This window comes from Gordonia sp. LMA167 (genome assembly GCF_058130025.1).
On the sequence record NZ_CM176708.1, the window covers coordinates 2,040,551 to 2,056,541 of the forward strand.

13 protein-coding genes are annotated in these 15,991 nt (G+C 66.4%); 5 read left to right on the plus strand and 8 right to left on the minus strand.

What is annotated here, in order from left to right; genetic code table 11:
- Nucleotide 1: 1 nt before the first annotated feature.
- From ACVT6V_RS09155 to ACVT6V_RS09180, 6 genes are all read right to left on the minus strand, one after another.
- Nucleotides 2-1,036, minus strand: a complete 1,035-nt coding sequence (locus tag ACVT6V_RS09155) for an MlaD family protein (RefSeq protein ID WP_489899491.1) — start codon at nt 1,034-1,036, stop codon at nt 2-4.
- Nucleotides 1,033-2,388, minus strand: coding sequence for an MlaD family protein (locus ACVT6V_RS09160; protein ID WP_489899492.1), 1,356 nt, complete (start codon nt 2,386-2,388; stop codon nt 1,033-1,035). Before ACVT6V_RS09160 ends, ACVT6V_RS09155 begins: the two co-directional genes overlap by 4 nt.
- Nucleotides 2,385-3,239 (minus strand): MlaE family ABC transporter permease, encoded by an 855-nt coding sequence (locus tag ACVT6V_RS09165; protein WP_489899493.1) that lies wholly within the window; start codon nt 3,237-3,239, stop codon nt 2,385-2,387. Before ACVT6V_RS09165 ends, ACVT6V_RS09160 begins: the two co-directional genes overlap by 4 nt.
- Nucleotides 3,239-4,036, minus strand: coding sequence for an MlaE family ABC transporter permease (locus tag ACVT6V_RS09170; RefSeq protein WP_489899494.1), 798 nt, complete (start codon nt 4,034-4,036; stop codon nt 3,239-3,241). Before ACVT6V_RS09170 ends, ACVT6V_RS09165 begins: the two co-directional genes overlap by 1 nt.
- 441 nt (nt 4,037-4,477) lie before the next feature.
- The gene (locus ACVT6V_RS09175; protein WP_489899495.1) at nt 4,478-5,248 is read right to left on the minus strand and encodes an SDR family NAD(P)-dependent oxidoreductase; all 771 of its coding nucleotides are present in this window, start codon (nt 5,246-5,248) and stop codon (nt 4,478-4,480) included.
- Complete coding sequence (locus ACVT6V_RS09180; RefSeq protein ID WP_489899496.1) at nt 5,245-6,534, minus strand: cytochrome P450; 1,290 nt, start codon at nt 6,532-6,534, stop codon at nt 5,245-5,247. The genes ACVT6V_RS09175 and ACVT6V_RS09180 overlap by 4 nt, the downstream gene beginning before the upstream one ends.
- Nucleotides 6,535-6,718: 184 nt before the next feature.
- Here ACVT6V_RS09180 and ACVT6V_RS09185 point away from each other — a divergent pair, with 184 nt between their 5' ends.
- A complete protein-coding gene (locus ACVT6V_RS09185; protein ID WP_489899497.1) occupies nt 6,719-7,351 on the plus strand; it encodes a TetR/AcrR family transcriptional regulator in 633 nt (210 codons plus the stop codon).
- Here ACVT6V_RS09185 and eccA read toward each other — a convergent pair.
- Nucleotides 7,342-9,138, minus strand: a complete 1,797-nt coding sequence (eccA, locus tag ACVT6V_RS09190) for a type VII secretion AAA-ATPase EccA (protein WP_489899498.1) — start codon at nt 9,136-9,138, stop codon at nt 7,342-7,344. The genes ACVT6V_RS09185 and eccA overlap by 10 nt on opposite strands.
- A gap of 133 nt (nt 9,139-9,271) precedes the next feature.
- On the opposite strand from eccA, the gene purL reads away from it, so the two are divergent.
- The gene (gene purL, locus ACVT6V_RS09195) at nt 9,272-11,560 is read left to right on the plus strand and encodes a phosphoribosylformylglycinamidine synthase subunit PurL (RefSeq protein ID WP_489899499.1); all 2,289 of its coding nucleotides are present in this window, start codon (nt 9,272-9,274) and stop codon (nt 11,558-11,560) included.
- Nucleotides 11,560-12,399: a phytanoyl-CoA dioxygenase family protein gene (locus tag ACVT6V_RS09200; RefSeq protein WP_489899500.1), complete on the plus strand. Its 840-nt coding sequence runs from the start codon at nt 11,560-11,562 to the stop codon at nt 12,397-12,399. The genes purL and ACVT6V_RS09200 overlap by 1 nt, the downstream gene beginning before the upstream one ends.
- A gap of 675 nt (nt 12,400-13,074) precedes the next feature.
- Here ACVT6V_RS09200 and ACVT6V_RS09205 read toward each other — a convergent pair.
- Nucleotides 13,075-13,956, minus strand: coding sequence for a glycerophosphodiester phosphodiesterase (locus ACVT6V_RS09205; RefSeq protein WP_489899501.1), 882 nt, complete (start codon nt 13,954-13,956; stop codon nt 13,075-13,077).
- A 39-nt stretch (nt 13,957-13,995) separates the two neighbouring features.
- Here ACVT6V_RS09205 and ACVT6V_RS09210 point away from each other — a divergent pair, with 39 nt between their 5' ends.
- The gene (locus ACVT6V_RS09210) at nt 13,996-14,661 is read left to right on the plus strand and encodes a hypothetical protein (protein WP_489899502.1); all 666 of its coding nucleotides are present in this window, start codon (nt 13,996-13,998) and stop codon (nt 14,659-14,661) included.
- Entirely contained in the window at nt 14,658-15,734 is a 1,077-nt protein-coding gene (locus tag ACVT6V_RS09215; protein WP_489899503.1) for an NAD(P)H-dependent amine dehydrogenase family protein, read from the plus strand. Before ACVT6V_RS09210 ends, ACVT6V_RS09215 begins: the two co-directional genes overlap by 4 nt.
- The last annotated feature ends 257 nt before the right edge of the window (nt 15,735-15,991 follow it).

A 15,991-nucleotide genomic window follows, 5' to 3' on the forward strand; every position in this document is an offset into this window, starting at 1 on the left:
GTCACCTGCAGATCGGGGATTGCGTGATTTGGCCGGAGGGGGTCGCGTATTTGACGATCGACGGAATCACGGTGCTCAGCGCCGGTATCAACGTCGCGTTGAAGTTGCACAGATAGGTGTCGATGTAGGCGCCCGATTGGGTTGCTCGGGCCAATCCTTTCAGCAGGGGTGGCAGATTGAAACCGAGATAGCCGAACTCGTCCTTGTTGGCGAGGAAGTGTCCGAGGAATCCCGGTTGGCGGGAGAGCATCTGCTGTGCCTCGGGCAGGGCGGCCTGTGCCAGCGCCGATGCCCGGTCGGCCACCTGGGCCGTCGTGTCCAGCGAATTGATGAACGAATCACGTTGCGCGGTGATCTTTTCGAAGATCGTGCGGGCGCTGATCAGGACGGTGTCGATGTTGCCTCGCTGCGCTGCCATGGCGCCGATGACGCGGGAGAGGTTGTCGATGACCTCGCCGAGCACCTGGTCGGGGCCGGCGATGGATTCCGCGAGTGTCGATGTCTGGGCGACGAGGGTCGCGATCGAACTCGAATCACCCTGCAGGCCTTTGATCAGTGCCTCTGTGAGGTTGTCGACCTGTTGTGGATCGAGCACGCTGAAGAGCGGTTCGAAGCCGTTGAGGAGAGCGGAGATGTCGAAGGACGACTCGGTATGTCCGAGGGGTATCTGGCCGTCGTGCAAGGGGGCCTTGTCGGTGAAGTCGGTCCGTGACAGTCCGAGATACCGTTGGCCGACGATGTTCTGATAGATGATGGACACCTTCGTCCCGCCGTCGACGACCTGATCGGTGTCGACCTCGAACTGCACGCGCGCGTTGGTGCCGTCGAGGGCGACGGAGTCCACCCGCCCGACGCGGACTCCGGCCATCCGGACGTCGTCCCCGGTCTTCAGGCCGGTGACATCGGTGAAGATCGCACTGTACTTCGCGGTGTCCTGTGACACGTCACGCTGGAGGGTGACCACCACTGTTGAGGTGAGCGCCAAGGCGACGAGGAGGAACAGGATCAGCCCGATGAGTGGTCTGCGGATGCTCATGATCCCCCCGGTTCGAGTTCCGATGCGTGCTCATTCGCCGGCGCGGCCGCGGACGCGGGAGAGACGTTGATGGTGGCACCGCGCGCGAGGGGACCGAGCAGGATGGTGTTCGCGCTGTTCGGACCGCCCCCGACGAGTCCGCCGAGCGCCGATTGTTCTTGTTGGCTGCCGACTGAGCCGACGTTGCCGCCCATGCTCGTGGTCTGGTATCCAGGGGTGAGTCCCTTGCGCACGTCGCTCTTGAGCACCGGCGGCGACACGCTGCTGGGAGCGGTTGTGCAGCTGGGTCCTTCCAGCTTCCCGTACCGGGGGCAGTCGGCTCGCGTGTACAGCTTGTGCGGGGTGAATTGGAACAGGAACTTTCCGGTGGCGTTCTGTTGACCGACCGGCCAGAATTCGGTGAACCACTTGTCGGAGATGACTCGCAGGTTGGTGACGATCGAGGTGAAGGACGAGCTGCCCGCGGCCACCACGGAGAGGACCGGTGCTGCCTGGGTGGTGATCTGGATGATCTGGTCGGTATTGCGTCGCAGGGCCGTGTTGACCCGCGCGGTCGTCGAGATCCCCGCTCCGAGAAGATCTGAGAGAGCAGCGGACTCGCGCGCGAGGGTCTGCATCGGTGCCACCGAACTGTGCAGGGCGTCGAGGAGGTCGGGTGCCGACTTCCGTAGGCCCGTGACCGCGGTGCTCAACGAGCTCAGAGTGGAGGGGCCTCCGTCTGGCTCCAGTGCCCCGTCGAGTTCGCCGACGATGCGATCGAGCTGAGAGCCCGCCTCGGCGATCTCGGGGCCGCGCCGATCGGTGGCCGCGGCAACGGCGGCGAGCATGCCGACGGTTCGGTCGCTGCCGGCCCGTGCGGATGCGGCAACGATGTCACGCAGCTTGGTCAGGGCGGTCTGGAACTGCACGGTCGAGGCGTGGGCATCCTGCACGATGACATCGCCGCTTGTGATCGCCGGGGCGGCCCCGTTGTCGATCAGCTGGACCGACGAAACGGCGAAGACGTTGCTGGGCACCACGCGCGCGGTCACCGTGCGTGGGATACCGGCGGCCCGCTCGGGTGTGATGGCGATGTCGACGGTGTTGTCGGCGCCACCCGTTGCCGGCTTCACTCCGGTGACCGTGCCGACGATGATGCCGCGGAACTTCACATCGGAGTTCACCGGCAGGCCGTCGCCGACGTCGGCGAGTTCGGCGGTGACACCGACGGCGGGCGTGAATGTCCCACCGGCTTTGAGCCCGATCACCGCCAGTACGACGGTGATCAGCAGGATGGCGATGATGCCGGTGACGAGGAGTCGCTTGTTCGACAACCCGTGCGGCCCGGCGTCATGGATGCTCGGGGATTTCATCCGCTCAACCTGGCGCCGCTCCCGACACCCCAGAATGCCACGGTGAGAAGAAGATTGGCGACGATCATCACCGAGATGCTGGCGCGCATCGCCCGCCCGGATGCGGTGCCCACGCCCTGTGGCCCCCCGCTGGCGTAGAAGCCGTAGTAGCACTGGATGGAGCTCGTCATGATCACGAAGATCACCGCTTTGGTCAGTGAATAGACGATGTCGGTCGGATTGAGTACGAGTGCGAAGTAATGCTGGTAGGTGCCGCCCGACAGTCCGCCGGCCAAGCCGACGACCAACTGTACCGAGATGTAGTTGACGGCCAGACAGACGAGGTAGAGCGGTATGACGGCAGCGATCGACGCCAACAGGCGGGTCGAGACCAGGTAGGGGATCGGTCGGATCGCGAGTGCTTCCAGGGCGTCGATCTCCTCGGAGATACGCATCGCGCCGAGTTGTGCGGTGAAGCGGCAGCCCGCCTGGGCGGCGAAGGCAAGAGAGGCCATGATCGGCGCGAGCTCGCGCGTGGTCGCGGTGGAGGCGACCATGCCGGTGGCGGGTTCCATACCGAGCAGATGCAGGGCGTTGTATCCCTCGATCCCCACGATGGCGCCTGCGGCGCCACCGAGCACGATGATCACCCCGGCGGTTCCACCGCCGACCACGATCGAACCATTGCCCCACGTGACGTCGGACAGGATGCGCAGGCACTCTTTGCGATAGTGCCGAACGGCGGTCGGGATCGAGACGAGCGCTCGCACAGCGAATGCGGCGAGGTGGCCGATGCGCAAGATGACGTCGAGGACCGCGTCGGTGGTGCGGACCAGCGGGCGCAGTCCGCTGGGGTAGTAGGTGGAGGCCATCAGAACCCCGTCCGGGGGAACAGCATCACGTACATCTGGGTGAAGCCGACGTTGACGAGCATCAGCAGGATGATGGACGCCACGACGGTGGCGTTGACCGAGTTGGCCACGCCGGCCGGACCACCCCGGGTGGTGAGTCCTTTCTGGCATGCGACGATCGCCACGATTCCCCCGAACACAACCGATTTCACCATCGTCAGATAGAAGTCCGACATCGTCGCGAACGAGGCGAATGTCGTCACGAAGGTTCCCGGTGTGCCGTTCTGGACGAAGGTGTTGAAGAGATACCCGGACAGGAAGCCGACAAAGCAGACGACGCCGGTGAGGGCGACGCTGACCAGCACGGCTGCGGCGAGTCGGGGCACGACGAGTCGTTGGATCACCGAGAGGCCCATGACCTCCATCGCATCGATCTCGTCCCGGATCTTGCGGGAACCGAGGTCCGCACACACTGCGGAACCGGCGGCCGAGGCCATCAGGAGGGCGGAGACCATTGGTGCGCCCTGGCGGATCACCGCGAGACCGCTGGCCGCTCCGGCGAGTGAGTTCGCCCCGACCTGGCCCGCCAGCAGTGCGAACTGGATGGACAAGGTCATGCCGATGGGGATGGCCACGAAGATCGTGGGAAGCGCCGACGCCGACGCCATGAACGTGGACTGGCGGATGAACTCTTTGACCGGGAACCGAAGTCTCAGCAGGTCGACGATCAGGTACTGCATGGCCCGAGCGCCTAGAACGCACTGTCCACCAACGGTTTCCAGTGATGCTCGGGGATGCCGGTGAACGTATCCGCCCATCCAGGCGGCGATCTCGTCGGTCGCCTGTGGTGGGGGTGGCCCTTCGTGACGCTCGCAAGCTCGCTCCTCAGGGACCGGGGGGTGCTCGGCTCGCTCCTCAGGGACCGGGTGCTCGGCTCGGTTCGCGGGGACCGGGGGGTGCTCGGCTCGCTTCTCAGATGTCAGGGAATGCTCGGCTCGGCCTGCGGGGTGGTCGCCTTGTTCTGCAGGGCCCGGGGAGTGCTCGTGCGGTCTCGCAAGTGTCGGGGGATGGTCGCGCTCGCTCTCGGGAGACAGTTGGTCTTGTCGTGCTGTGCGGGTCCAGATGCCACTGTTGACGGCGGGCATCGGTTCCCCCTCTCTGGCCCGGTGGATTCCTCGGCATCCCACGTCCGATCGCGGGACGCCGGGGCCGCGGCGCGCACCCCGGGCTGCGGGCACGACACCGGAGAGCGGTGGTCGTCAGATGTACCAGCCGCCGTTGACGCCGATGGCCTGACCGGTGATGAACCCGGCCTGTTCCGAGCACAGGAATGCGGCTGCCGCAGCGACGTCGCCGGGCAGACCGGCGCGGCGCACCGGTGTCAAGGCGGCGAGGTCGTCGAGCGCGGGCAGCAATCCCTCCTCGACCGCCTTGTCGGCCATCGGCGTGGAGATGATCGAGGGCGGAATGGTGTTCACGGTGATCCCGTGCGGTGCATATTCGAAGGCGAGCGCCTTCGTCAGCCCGATGACACCACCTTTGGACGCGACATAGTGGGCCCGTTCGGGCGCCCCCGACTGGGCACTCGACGACGAGATCGTGACGATGCGTCCCCACTGCCCGGCCTGCATGTCCCCGATGACGGCCTGGGTGCAGTTGAAGGTTCCCGTCAGGTTGACCGAGATGATCCGGTCCCATTCATCCTGTGCGATATCCGGATACGGCATCTGGGATTCGACGCCGGCGCTGGTGACGAGGATCTCCACCGGTCCGAACCTCTCGCGGATCATGCCCATCGCCTTGTCGACCGAGGTCCGATCCGAGACGTCGACCGCGAATGCGATGGCTTCCGCGCCGCGGGCACGTAATTCGGCGGCGACATCTTCGGCGGCATCGCCGTTCTGATCGAGAACACCGACCCGATGCCCGGCGTCGGCGAGATGCTCGGCGATCGACCGGCCGATTCCCGAGCCGCCGCCGGTGACGACAGAGGTGCGGACGGTGGTCGTGACCGTTGTGGTACTGGTCATTTCGACTCACCGGCCTTCGGGGTGAACTCGAGATGCAACTCGGTGAGCCCGCGGAGGATATAGGTCGGCTCGAAGTTGTACCGTCGATCGCCATCGACACCGTGGTGCTCCTCGGAGACCCGGATGTCGTCCATTCGCTCGAGGAATCGTTCGACCGAGACCAGACCCTCGATCCGGGCGAGCGGACCACCGGGACATGAATGGATTCCCTTGCCGAACGTCAGGTGCTCGCGAACATTGGTCCGGTCGAGATCGAAGGTGTTCGGGTCCGGGAAATGGTCGGGGTCACGATTGGCCGCCCCCGGGCAGAACATCAGGATGGTGCCGGCGGGCACATCGGTGTCACCGACGGTGGTGGTCTTGCGGGCCACCCGGAAACCGCTCTTGACCGGGCTCTCCATCCGCAGGGTCTCCTCGATGAACGTCGGGATGATCCCCGGATCGTCGCGCAGTCGCTGCTGCAGGTCGGGCTGCTCGCCGATGAACCGCAGCGCCGCGCTGATCAGCTTCGTCGTGGTCTCCTGGCCTGCGGCGAAGAGGAAGGTCGCGGTGCGGACGACCTCGAAGACCTCCGGGGTGCTGCCGTCCTTGTACTTGGATTCGGCCAACGAGGTGAGAACGTCCCCTCGCGGCTCGGCGCGCCGTTCCTCGATGTAGACGGTGAACTTGTCGTCGAGCCACTGCAGCGGGTTGTCCGCCATGATCTCCGAGTCCAGAGCGCCGGGCCTGCTGCCTTTGCGTGGCACCCCGAGCGCGGTCCGGAACTCCTCATGATCCTCTTCGGGCACCCCGAGCAGATCGGCTATCACGAGCAAGGAGAACGGCTTTGCGAACTCCTCCATCAGCTCGCACTCGCCACGGGCGATGAACTCGTCGATGAACTCGTCGACGAGCCGACGCATGAACTCCTCGTTCTCCTTGATGCGGCGGGGCGTCAGGAGGCGGCTGAGCAGACCGCGAGCGCGCGTGTGATCGGGAGGGTCCATGGTGACCATGTGCTCGTGCAGGGGGAGCTCGTCGCGGTGCGCGTCGATCAGGTCGCTGATGTCGTCACCGGTCACCTCGAACGGGAGGCCCGGGAAGGGGCCGGTGGGGGAGACGCACGACGAGAACGTCGCGGGGTCCTTGAGGACGGTCACCGCCTCGGCATGGCCGGTGATCGCGAGGACACCGAAGTGCGGCTCTTTGGCCACTGGACACTTGCTCCGCATCTCGTCGAAGTACGGATTGGGGTCGGGGACCAGGCTCTGATCGGTGAAGAAATTCAGAGAAGTCAGATCGCTCACCGGAAACCTCCTGTGGGGCAACGGTCGTCAGATGCAAAGTTCTGCTGGCTGAAGAAAATGGTCGGCAATGCTGAGCGAGTGCTCAGCGGCGTGTAATGCTTGTTACCACGCGCCACAGATGAGGTCAAGATCACAGTCGCCGAGAAAGGGTGATTGTGCCGGTTTAGGGTGAAATGTCGAGTCGATGAGAGGTGACATGGTGGCCGAGCGGAGATTCGGATCGACGGAGGCGAAGAATCGTTCGATCCTGTTGGATGCAGCCGAGATTCTGATGCTCGAAAGCGGCTACGCCGCAGTCACTTCACGGAAGGTCGCCCAGGCGGCGGGGTTGAAGCCGCAGCTGGTCCATTACTACTTCCGCACGATGGACGAGCTTTTCCTGGAGATGTTCCGGCGGAGAGCCGAACAGGGGCTCGAGCATCAGCGCGCCCTGCTGGAGTCGCCGCAGCCGCTCTGGGCGCTCTGGCAGTTCAGTATCGATCCATCGGTCGCCCAGTTCGCGACCGAACTCGTCGCACTCGCGAGTCATCGACCTGCGCTACGCGCGGAGATCGCACGGTACTCGGATCAGCTGCGGGTGCAGGCGCGGGAGGCGATCGAGAAGATCCTGCCCACCTACGACGTCAAACCGTGGGATCCTTCGGCCGACGTCGTGATCGTGATGATCACCAGTGTGTCCCGAATGGTCATGATGGAGAAACAACTCGGCTTCGACACCGGACACCGCGAGACGTTCGAGTACATCGAGCGCTTCATTCACAAATTGGAAGGTGACCCCCGCCCGCACCATGTCACCGCGTCGATCGGCTACGCCTGAGAACGGTTGTGCCGCAGCCGTAGCCCCGACAACACGCTCGCCAGCGCGGTTCGCACATCGGCGACCTCGATCCGCATCAGATCATCCTGCGACAGGGAGTCGAGGTCGCCGGAGGTACTGAGCCGGTACTCGCGTTCCTCCTCCGCTGCCTCGATGATGTTGCGGATGAAGCGACCGTTGCCCGCCACGTCGCTCGCTCGCCGTATACCCGAATCGCCGACCTGCACGTCGTGGTAGAGCGGCGTGCATGCCTGTTCGAGTTCGGCGACCGATGCGGGGGTCAGCAGCGAATCCCGCTTGCGTGCGATGAAATCCCCGATTTGTGCGAGCTCGTGCGGGGTATAGGACTCGAAGCGGACGCGACGGGCGAACCTGGAGGAGAGACCGTCGTTGGAGGCGAGGAAACGATCGATCTCGGCGTCGTAGCCGGCGATGATCACCACGAGCCGGTCGCGGTCGTCCTCCATCCGGGCCAGCAGTGTGTCCACCGCCTCCTTGCCGAAGGCATCGCCACCGGACAGGCCCTGTTGGATCAGCGTGTACGCCTCGTCGATGAACAGCACGCCGTCCATCGCGGAGTCGATGACCGCCGACGTCTTCGGCGCGGTCGAACCCAGATGCTCGCCGACCAGGTCGCGGCGGGTCGCCTCGATCACCTTGTCGGTCTTGATGAATCCGAGTCCGCAGTAGATCTTGGCGACGATGCGTGCGACGGTCGTCTTGCCGGTTCCCGGCGGACCGGTGAACGCAAGATGCAGGCTGCGCGATGCCGTGTTCAGGCCGCGGTCGGCACGAATCTTGGCCAGGGTCGCCGCCGACTGCAGTTTGGCGACCTGTTCTTTCACCGACTCCAGGCCGATCTGATCGGCGAGCTCACGCTGGGCCTCGGTGACCATCTCGGTCATCTCGGGCTGATCGGTGGTGTCGGCGACGAGTGTCTCGACCGGTGCCACCGCCGACGTCGGGTCCCACGGGTCGCGACGCTCGGCGATCTGCTCCGGGGAGGTCAGCACGAGCCGGAAGCCCGGCGACTTGAGTGCCTGACCGGCCGGGGACCCCGGGTCCCGGGCGTAGGCCTGCTCGAAAAGGGCCCGTGCCTTCTCTTCGTGCCCTTGCTCGCGCAGTGCCATGCCGTGCACGAACATCGCCTGGGTGGCCAACGTCGGGATCGGGCCGTCGATGGCGTTCTGGAGTCGTCGGATGCCCTCACCGAACATGCCCATCTGGACGCACGCACTGCCGGCGAGGAAGTCGGCGGCAGCCTGCAAGAAGGTGTCGCCCCACTTCTCGGAGCGGCGCAGCGCGGTCAGCAGATCGGGCCATCGCTGTGCTGACATGAACAGACTCGCCTGGACGTATTCGACGATCGGCACACGATGTGCGGCCGGGACCTCGTTGAGGACGTCCTGCGCACCCGCGAAGTCCTCGCCGCGCATCAGCGACGCCGCGTACGCGGCGGTGGCCTCCGTGACGTCGGAGAGCGGGTACGTGATGAAGCCGGCATCCCAGCGACCGACCAGCGTGCGCTGCGGGAGGCCGAGTCGGCGCTGTTCATGACCGATGGTGGACCGGGTGCGGTAAAGCGCGAGGAGCACCTCGTCGGTGTCCTCGCCGCAGGCAAGTCGGCCCAGCCAGGCGTCGGCCATCGTCGGGTCCCACTCGCTGGCCCGCGTGAACGCCTTGGCGGCCTGCTGGGGGTTGTTGACGGGCTCCTGACCCTCGACGGCGATACCCAGCGACAACACGCCGAGCTCGAACAACTGCCTGGCCTTGCGGACGTCAGCCATCGGGTCCCCCAACCACTTCCTCGTGCAGGTCACCCCGTGATCGCCGACCTGTCCGTGTCAGGTGCTCAGCCTAGCGTTGCCGTGGGTCACGCCGACACGCGGGCGCGCGGGCCCCTCACCTACACTCGACAGCGTGAGTGCGCAGGTGGATACCGTTTCAGCCGCAGCCGGCAGCCCCGAGCAACCCCAACCTTTCCGGGAACTGGGACTCAAGGACGACGAATACGCCCGGATCCGCGAGATCCTCGGCCGTCGACCCACCGACGCGGAGCTCGCGATGTACTCGGTGATGTGGTCCGAGCACTGCAGCTACAAGTCGTCGAAGGTGCACCTGCGCTATTTCGGTGAGACGACCACCGACGAGATGCGGTCGAGCATGCTCGCCGGGATCGGCGAGAACGCCGGCGTGGTCGACATCGGCGATGGGTGGGCGGTGACGTTCAAGGTCGAGTCGCACAATCACCCCAGCTACGTCGAGCCCTACCAGGGTGCGGCGACCGGTGTCGGCGGCATCGTCCGCGACATCATGGCCATGGGAGCCCGGCCGATCGCGGTGATGGACCAGCTGCGGTTTGGCCCGGCCGATGCCCCGGACACCCGACGTGTTGTCGACGGCGTGGTGCGCGGCGTGGGCGGGTACGGCAACTCGCTCGGCCTGCCCAACGTCGGCGGTGAGACGGTTTTCGACGCCAGCTACGCGGGAAATCCCCTGGTCAACGCGCTGTGTGCGGGTGTGCTGCGCACTGAGGACCTGCATCTGGCGTTTGCCTCGGGTGCGGGCAACAAGATCATCCTGTTCGGTGCCCGCACCGGGCTCGACGGTATCGGCGGAGTGTCGGTGCTGGCGTCGGAGACCTTCGATGACGACGGCGAACAATCAGGGCCCTCCCGCAAGAAACTGCCCAGCGTTCAGGTCGGCGACCCGTTCACCGAGAAGGTGCTCATCGAGTGCTGCCTGGAGCTCTACCACGCCGGACTGGTCGTCGGCATCCAGGATCTCGGCGGTGCGGGGCTGTCGTGCGCGACATCCGAGCTCGCCGCTGCGGGCGATGGCGGCATGCACATCGACCTGGAGAAGGTGCCGATGCGCGCGGAGGGCATGACCCCGGCCGAGGTGCTCTCCAGTGAGTCGCAGGAACGGATGTGCGCGGTGGTCACCCCGGAGAACGTCGAGGCGTTCCTCGCCGTCTGCAAGAAGTGGGATGTGCTGGCCACGGTGATCGGTGAGGTCACCGACGGTGACCGTCTGGTCATCACCTGGCACGACGAGACCGTCGTCGATGTCCCGCCACGGACCGTGGCGCTCGAGGGTCCCGTCTATCAGCGGCCGGTCGCGCGGCCGGACTGGCAGGATGGCGTGACCGAGTCGACCACCGCGCCGCTGCAGCGGCCGGACACCCCCGAGAAGCTGCGGGACACCGCGCTGCAGATGCTGGCGTCGCCGGCACTGTGCAGCCGCAAGTTCATCACCGAGCAGTACGACCGCTACGTGCGTGGCAACACCGTGTTGGCCGAGGCCGCCGACTCCGGCATGGTCCGCATCGATGAGACGTCGGGCCGGGGGATCGCCCTGGCCACCGACGCGTCGGGCCGTTACACGTTCCTCGACCCGTACCGCGGCGCGCAGCTGGCGCTGGCCGAGGCATACCGCAACGTCGCCGTGTCGGGTGCGGCGCCCAAGGCGGTCACCAACTGCCTCAATTTCGGATCGCCGGAGGATGCCGCCGTCATGTGGCAGTTCCAGCAGGCGGTCCGCGGGCTCGCCGACGGCTGCGCGCAGCTCGGCATCCCGGTCACCGGCGGCAATGTGAGCTTCTACAACCAGACCGGGTCCACGGCGATCCTGCCGACGCCGGTCGTGGGTGTACTGGGCGTGATCGACGACGTGCATCGACGCGTTCCGACCGGATTCGGTACCGAGCCCGGGGAGACGCTGATCCTGCTCGGCGAGACCCGCGACGAGTTCGATGGTTCCATCTGGGCCCAGGTCAGCCACGATCACCTCGGTGGTGTGCCGCCGCAGGTCGACCTCGAGCGCGAACGGCTGCTTGCCGACATCATGGTGGCCGCGTCACGCGACGGGCTGGTGTCGGCCGCCCACGACCTCTCCGAGGGCGGGCTGTTCCAGGCCGTCGTCGAGTCCGCACTGGCCGGTGAGACCGGGTGCCGCATCCTGCTTCCGGAAAACGCCGATCCGTTCGTGTGGCTGTTCTCGGAGTCCTCCGGGCGCGCCGTCGTCGCGGTTCCGCGGACCGAGGAATCGCGTTTCTCGGCGATGCTCGATGCCCGCGGGATGCCGTGGACGCGGATCGGCGTCGTCGACCAGGGCAGCGACTCGGTGTCGGTGCAGGATCAGTTCGAGATCACGCTCGACGAACTGCGTGAGACCCACGAGGGAACGCTGCCGAAGCTGTTCAGCTGATGGTCGGTGAGCCGGGGGTCTTCGGGCCCGATGAGCTCGACGAGCTCGTGTGGTTCTACGACATGCACGGGTATGCGACGCTGCGGGGCGTACTGACCGAGCCCGATGTCGGTGCGATCGAACACGAGTGCACGGCAGCGCAACTCGCGATCGTCGCCGGCGAGCTCGAGCCACGATACGGCTCGACGGTGTTCCTCGACGACGAGGACAAGGCCTCGGTCTTCGCGAACTACGTCGAGTATGTCAGCGAGATCGCGTCCGCCGTGCGGCGTGCGGTGACGCACCCGGCCCTGACCGCGGTGATGACACGTCTACTCGGCGACTCGGCGTGGCTGCGGGAACATGAGCAGTTCGGGGTCGTCTATCAGGACGCGCGTCCGGGCTCGGAGTCCGGCTACACGCGCATCGGTTGGCATTCCGACTGGCAGGCGGGCCCGAGTCTCGATGTGTGGCCGTCCACGGCCTTCACGATCCACGTCGACGAGACGAGCCCGGCCAACGGGTTCCTGCGTGTGGTGCCCGGATCGCATCTCTGGGCGACGCCGGCGCCGTATCGCAACGTCAACGGCGTCGAGGTGCCCCAGACCGCGCGGCCCGTCGGGGGCCGGACCGATCGGCAACCCCCGTTCGACATGCCGCTGCGATTCGACAAGATCCCCGGGGAGGTCGCGATCTACGCCGAGCGCGGTGACATCTTGCTGCACGACGCCTATCTCTGGCATTCGGCCGCGCGTGCCACCGACGACGACGCGCGCCGCCGTCATGTCCGCGGTGGCTACTTCGGTGGCACCAAACCTGCTGCGGGCGTAGAGGAGTTCATCAAGAACGCCGCCCGGTAGCTGAGTGATTCCGGCAATGTCCCCCTGTTGATCGAGTGGGCGCCGAGCCGCCTCCTGCTGGTCGAGTGGGCGCTGAGCCGCCTCCTGCTGGTCGAGTGGGCGCTGAGCCGCCTCCGCTGGTCGAGTGGGCGCCGCGTCGCCTCCGCTGGTCGAGTGGGCGCCGCGTCGCCTCCGCTGGTCGAGTAGGCGCCGAGCCCCTGGGCGAGGCACCGTATCGAGACCTGGTGTGGTGTGCGGGGTCTCGATACGCTCGCTCGTTCCTCGCGGGCTACTCGACCAGCGGAAGGGGCAGCGCAAGTTGCGGCAGGCCCCGAAGGTGTCCCCTTCCCGGGTTCTCAGCCGGATGGGGGTCGCCGAGCCGCCCCTGCTGGGCGAGGCACCGTATCGAGACCTGGTGTGGTGTGCGGGGTCTCGATACGCTCGCTCGTTCCTCGCAGGCTACTCGACCAGCGGAAGGGGCAGCGCAAGTTGCGGCAGGCCCCGAAGGTGTCCCCTTCCCGGGTTCTCAGCCGGATGGGGGTCGCCGAGCCGCCCCTGCTGGGCGAGGCACCGTATCGAGACCTGTTGTGGCGTGCGGGGTCTCGATACGCTCGCTCGTTCCTCGCAGGCTACTCGACCAGCGGAAGGGGCAGCGCACGTTGCGGCAGGCCCCGAAGGTGTCCCTTTCCCGGGCCCTCAGTCGGGATGGGGGTCGCCGAGCACGGCGGCCAGGCCTTCGGGGTCGTCGGTGGTGATCTGGTCGACGCGAAGCTCGAGCAGACGGCGGACGTTTCGCAGCGATGTCGTGTCGATCCGACTGACCGTATAGGCATCGACCGTCCGGCCGGCACGGTGGAAGGCGCCGACGACGTCGTGACCCAGCCGGTCGGCCTCGAGGATCAGGCGCTGCTCGAGGTAGACCATCTCGGCGTGGGGAGACGCCGCGACCGCCCGCTCGACGAACCCGTCGAAGTCCCGGGACCACAGGACCCGCCGTACGGCGCCGTGATGGCAGGGGTCGTATCCGATGCGGATGTGAGGCACGGGATCTGTCAGGATGCGGACGGCCTCGGCATCGCCGCAGGACAGTATCGCGTGCGGTGCGAACGGTGTCACGGCCTTGATGAACGCTTCGACGGCGGTCGAGTTCAGCGTTGTGGCGTCTTCTTTGAAATCCAACTGCAGCATGGCTTCCGGATGCGCCCCGGTAGTGCCGAGAAGAGTGGCGAGATCGTCGAGCAGTAACACCGGCTCGCGTGTGGGCCTTCCATCCGGTGCACGCAGGGTCAGGCGGCGCAGTTCGTCGGCCGCGAGATCGGATACCTGTCCGGTGCCGGTCGTCGCATGCCCGACGTCGCGGTCGTGCAGTACCGCGAATCCCTGGCCGGCATGGATCACCAGGTCGATCTCCACACTGGCCCCCGCCTGCATGCCCTCGACGATCCGGGTTGCCGTGAACGGGGTGTCGTCGGCGCGGCGACGGGCTCTGTGCCATTTCAACAGGGTCTTGTGACCCTCGTGCCGCACGGCCACCGGTGCGATCGTGGAAATGGGCGTCGGGTCATCCGGCCGGTGCACGAACGCGACCTTACGCCGCTGCGATGAACGGAGGATGACATGCGCTTCTCGCTGGGCCGCTGGATCGGCATGGTCACCGGGGCCGAATCGCTGGGATTCCTCATCCCTGTTCTCGGGCTCGCGATCACTACCGTGCTCGGGCTCGGAGCGTGGTCGGCGTGGATCATGGTTGCACTGTTCGGTGCCGGGGAGGGCGCGCTGCTCGGGCTCGGCCAGGCGGAGGCGTTGCACGGCACCGCGATGGCGGTGCCGGTACGGCGATGGGCGGTCGCCACGGCAGCCGCCGCGGCGGTCGCGTGGTCGCTGGGGATGTTGCCCTCCACGCTGATGGATGCCGGGATCGACGTCGACCTGCACAACCCGCTCACCTGGCTCGGGATGACCATAGGCGGACTTGTACTCCTGTTGAGCATTCCGACCGCGCAGTATCTGGTCCTGCGCGGCCGAGTGGATCGGGCCGCGCTGTGGATTCCGGTGAACCTCGTCGCGTGGTCGGTCGGGCTGATGTTCACCTTCCTGCCGGGGCCGTTCATCGACGAGAGCACCCCGGGCGCGGTGTTGGCATCGGCGTTCGCGGTCGCCGGTGTGGGCATGGCGGCGACCGTGGCCACCATCACCGGCTTGTTCTGGCGGAATCGGGCCGCGGCGTCGAGTTCGCCGAACAATGCCCAGGAAAGTGGAACATGTTCTAGTTTGGGTGCATGACTCTTCGAGTGGTCGAGTGGTCGACCGGAACTGTGGGACGCCATGCCATCGCCGGGATCGACGCCCGGCCGGACCTGGAACTGGTGGGAGTGTGGGTGTCCGACCCGGCGAAGGTCGGCAAGGATGCCGGAGAGCTGGCCGGACTGGATCGTGAACTCGGCGTGATCGCCACCAACGACAGGGACGCGCTCATCGCGCTGAAACCCGACTGCATCGTGCACACGGCGATGACCGACGACCGCATCTTCGAGGCGATCGACGACCTCATCTCGTTCGTCGAAGCGGGGATCAACGTGGTCTCGAGCGGTCCGGTCCTGCTGCAGTTCCCGCACGGCATTCTCAACGACGATCTGCTCGATCGCATCGCAGCGGCCGGGGGGACCGGGAACGCGAGTCTGCATGTCAACGGCATCGATCCCGGGTTCGCCAATGACGTCCTGCCGCTGTCGATGACGAGTCTCTCGCAGCGCATCGACGAGCTTCGCTGCCTGGAGATCGCCGACTACTCGACCTACTATCAGCCGGTGGTCATGAAGACCATCTTCGGCTTCGGTCAGTCGATGGATGAGACCCCGATGCTGCTGTACCCGGGGGTGCTCTCGATGGGGTGGGGCAGCGTGGTCCGGCAGCTCGCCACCGGTCTCGGGTTGACCCTCGACGAGCCGTTGGTGGAACGGTTCGACCGTGTCGCGGCCGACCGCGACTACCCGACGGTCTCCGTGGACATCGCCGAGGGCACCATGGCCGCACTGCATTTCGAGGTCGTCGGTCAGGTCAACGGCGTCGACCGGGTGGTGGTCGAGCACTACACGCGCACCCATCCCGACCAATGCCCGGACTGGCCGAAGCCCGCCGACGGTGACGGGTGCTATCGCATCATCGTCTCCGGCGAACCGCAGATGACGGTGGAGTTCTCCCACCACGGCGAGAACGGCGACCACAACGTCTCGGGCATGATCGTGACCGCCATGCGACTGGTCAATTCCGTTGCCGCCGTGGTAGACGCGAAACCCGGGCTGGTGACCGCGCTCGACCTGCCGCCGGTGAGCGGTCGGGGGTTGGTGGCGGGGTGAATTCGGAGCCCACGGGGGTTTCGATACGCGGCGTGCTCGCAAGCTCGCTCGTCGCTACTCAACCAGCGGGTGGGGGCGGCGTGCTGGCAAGCTCGCTCGTCGCTACTCAACCAGCGGGTGGGGGCGGCGTGCTCGCAAGCTCGCTCGTCGCTACTCAACCAGCGGGTGGGGGCGGCGTGCTGGCAAGCTCGCTCGTCGCTACTCAACCAGCGGGTGGGGCGAGTGGCCCTTCCGCTGGTCGAGTAGTCGCGAGCGGC